Genomic DNA, 3,656 nt, shown 5'->3' with positions numbered 1-3,656 from the left:
CTAGGGACAGCCGCTATGTGACCTGTCCCCGGGCTTCCTGCTACCGTCAGCGAAACTTCCAACCCTCAAGTCTCACAACATCCAGAAAGCGAACACAGGGAATCCCCATAAGCTTACAGATGTAGGGAATCTTCGGCCGATTCTCAGTTCCGTCACTACCCTCTCCTGTGACCACTGTTGCCCCAGTGATTTTAGCGACGGCAATAACGAAAGGGTCGGCCCTATTTTTATTTTTCTGATTTTTCACCAATAGAGGGTACTCTTGAAGGATCTGTTGAACCTCGCGCACGACAATAAGATCTGTGGGTTTTACGAGGGCGGCAGAACCAACTTTCTCACACCAAGCCTTGACGGGCGCGGCATGGACGCGAGCCTCTTCCCACACCTCCTCTGAGCAGAAAAACCTCCCGCCAGAAACTAAAACTTCTACCTGATCCCACAGCCCCGGGAAGTTCTCCTCCGGATAGTACCTTTCCAGCCCGTCAATGAGAGCGCTTGTATCAACTGAGTACAAGCGCGAGGAGAGGTCGGTCAACGGACCGCCTCCTCAAGCTTCGGAATCTGGTCGTATTTGATATCCAAGTAGTTCGCGGCATCGAGCGACGAGATATTGCGCGAGTGGAATGCGTCGAGGACAGACGAGATGTAATGCCGCCCTAGATTGCGGGCCTTAACTACATAGTAGCTCGGTCCGCCCTCATTCGCCTGCTGGCGCTCCTTTTCCCGGCGCTGCGCATCAGCATACTCTTGGTCTAGCTGCGGTTTCATAGATCGATACAACTGCCACGTGGCCTTGCCAAGGTTGATGAGTCGCAGAAGTACCGCCTCTCGACTAGCACCAAACCTTCTGCCTACTCGTTCCAACTCATCGCTTGTCCACGGATAGTCTTCGGATCGACTACGAACATCGCGATCGGCGAGAAAGACGATCGGCGGCATCAGTATCGAGGCAGCCACCTGATTGCAGAAGCGCTCTACGAAGTCCTCTTCGCGAGGGTGCGTCGACGGTACATGCTCATGCAAATCACACATCCCACCAGCCCGGAGGGCTATATGAGACAGTTCGTGCATCAGGGTGAAGAGGCGAGGACTCGGCCAATCCTTTCCATTGAGCGCGATCACAGGATAAGGTTGTTCCGAGATGGAGAACCCCCGCATCTCACTCAAGAGGATATCCCTTGTGTTGATCACGAGGATACCCTTACGCTCTACTGCGTCCACGTAAGCGTTTAGCGCGTCATGGCGACTAGCCCAGTTCCTAGGCGCCCAAGTCTCAACACCCAGGTAGGCTCGCAGGGCCGTCGCAACTTCCTCCGCCCCTTGTCGCGTCGAGACAGCCGGCAGGGGATCAGTCGCGATTACAGAACTAGACGCTATCTCGGCTAGTTCCAAGAAGACCTCGCGCTGAGTGATAGCCCGTTTGAACTCCGCATGCATCGCAACCGACCACTGGGTCCCCTGCGCAACCTGCAAGCGGCGAAAATCGCGAAGGGCGTCAAAGTCCTTGGGCGGCTGCGAGAGCAGCAGAACAGCTAGCGGGCGCTTGTAGCACTCAGAGATTTTTCTCAGCTGCTTGAGCGTAGGCTGGAGCTGTCCGTTTTCCCACTTTTGTAACGTGGTGATATTGACAGTCAGCTTTGCAGCAGCTTCCGGCTCACCAAAACCAGCAGTTCGCCTAGCCCATTGGAGCACGGATGGCGCGACGGGGATGCGATCTGACGTGCTCATACCAACTACTCTCCCCCTTCTTCCCGATCTATACCAGTCCTGCTAACCGATTTGTTATCTCAAGGCTAGGGCGCCGGTAGCAGGCTGGAAGACCTTGGGGCGACATGGTGGATAACAGGGACATGCTTGGCGGCGTCGGGCTGCAACACTTCAACTGGGGCCTTCGTCGCCGTCATGACAGCTTCGACCAGGTCTCAATTCATCCTCCTACGGCCGGCCTCCGCGTTCGTGCAGCCAGTCGCTTCGACGACACTCGGTCTGAGTTGGTTAAGCACAGAGATCAGCAGATTCGATGGTGGGGCACCGAACTCGCAGCCCTTCGCCTGATCCGCCAACCCCGCGGGCTTCCCTGACTGATCCCTTCGCTGTCTCGTAGGCAGCGCGGCCCGCTACCGCATTCCCTCAGGTCAAGTAGGGCGGGCCAGCCAGGGCAGAGTACGGCAAAGGACAAGTGCACGGCCACGCTGCCCCCTAGTGTCGCAGCCCTCACAAGGCTCCCCATGCACCTGTGTCGCGTTCGCTAGCACTAGAGCTAACGGCTTCCGGCACCGAAAGCATCACACCGCAGAGTCGATTGATCACTGTGTGACTGGCTCATCCTGTGACGGCCGCCATACCTATCTACCTACCGCGCACGCGCGCGTACCACCATGCGTCACCGTGGTGCAAGCTCTCCGAGGAAGCCAGAGCACAACTTGATCCGGGCATCCACCCCTGTGCGCTGAAGTCGCAGGACAACGTCAACGACCGGCCTGATCAGCATGACTGATCGACCGCTGTCGCCCCATCACACCTTATCTATCTAACGCGCACGCGCGCGCGATACCACCTAGCCCTGTCTGACGCAAGCCCGTTGGCTAGCGTCAGGCCAGCAACAATTTCGCAATTCCCTCCGAAACCACCACTTCTCACAAGTCAGCATCGGAAAAATGGATTAAAGCATTCCAAGGAGAATTCGTAGCAAACCACCAATCATGCACTGCGATTAGTGGACTATGATAGAAGCGCATGAGACTGGGCAAATCGCTATCATGAGGATATAGCCCTATTCTATTGCTACCAAACTCGCCTCCTAATAATTTAATTTCACACCTCGTGCATGGCATGTGGAGGCATATATTCACCCAGCGGCCGCGTGCAGAACTGGGTCAGCATGATTTCCCGATTAGGTTCTCCGGAACCCCGTTCGGTAGAGATAGAGACTTCCCCTTGCACTGAAGGTGTGCTAGATCGCGCGTGCGCGCGCGTTACCCGCGCGCGTCGCCCGCGTGCGCGCGCGATACTCGCCAGAAGGCTCTCAGGTCAACGCTGACACCCCGAAGCATCCGCCCAGGGGAAAATCATTACCCTGCCAACCCAAGCGCCTTAGGGGCGATCTCAGGGCCACGGAAGGGGTACACTTTGCCGAGGGCATGGCGCTCCATCGTGAAACGCGCCATAATGTCCGTGCCGTTTCATAGAAACGGAAACGACCCCTCCGGCGGCATCCGAAGGGGTCGTAATTTCTCGAAACGTGAACCGTCTAGGAGGTCACACGTGTACGACACCGTACCTGAAAACCGCCCAGAGGGCCAGGTCAGCAGGTGGGAAGGGGCCCAGCAGGGAACCACGACCGGGCCGATGGACATGCCTGCAACCGGGCTCCTGGCCTATCCCGCTGTGATCGTCATCGGGACGACGCTGGTCCTGGGAGTGTTCTGTGGTGTCGTCCTTCCCGCCGTCTGGTCGCGTCAGGCCGCGCGGCGCAGGGCCGCGTACACCGTGATGGACCGCATCCTCAAGTTCATGCGCCCAAGGTCCTGAGATCATGAGGGCGGCTCCTCGGTATCGCCGTGGGGCCGCCCGGGTCTGGCCACAGGTGAACGAGGGCAGTGACCAGTCGGTCTCACGCGGTCTCAGTTTGGGTCTCAGTTCACCTTCGTCCGCAG

Annotated in this window: 3 protein-coding genes; 1 reads left to right on the top strand and 2 read right to left on the bottom strand. The window is 57.7% G+C overall.

Going from position 1 to position 3,656, the window contains the following annotated elements; all coding sequences use genetic code 11:
- Window positions 1–46: 46 nt before the first annotated feature.
- Together HCK04_RS39990 and HCK04_RS39985 are read right to left on the bottom strand one after the other, a co-directional pair.
- Window positions 47–535 carry a DUF4411 family protein gene (locus HCK04_RS39990; RefSeq protein WP_142652729.1) on the bottom strand — a complete coding sequence of 163 codons (489 nt, stop codon included), beginning with the start codon at window positions 533–535 and terminating at the stop codon, window positions 47–49.
- On the bottom strand, window positions 532–1,728 hold the full coding sequence (locus HCK04_RS39985) for an XRE family transcriptional regulator (RefSeq protein WP_142652728.1): 1,197 nt from the start codon (window positions 1,726–1,728) through the stop codon (window positions 532–534). The genes HCK04_RS39990 and HCK04_RS39985 overlap by 4 nt, the downstream gene beginning before the upstream one ends.
- Window positions 1,729–3,348: 1,620 nt before the next feature.
- Between HCK04_RS39985 and HCK04_RS39980 the strand changes: the two genes are divergently transcribed.
- Window positions 3,349–3,531: a hypothetical protein gene (locus HCK04_RS39980; protein ID WP_142652727.1), complete on the top strand. Its 183-nt coding sequence runs from the start codon at window positions 3,349–3,351 to the stop codon at window positions 3,529–3,531.
- Window positions 3,532–3,656 lie beyond the last annotated feature (125 nt).

This window comes from Microbispora sp. CL1-1, assembly GCF_012034195.1.
GTDB lineage: Bacteria > Actinomycetota > Actinomycetes > Streptosporangiales > Streptosporangiaceae > Microbispora.
Note: the sequence above shows the minus strand (reverse complement) of the source record. Positions and strands in the feature narration are given on the sequence as shown.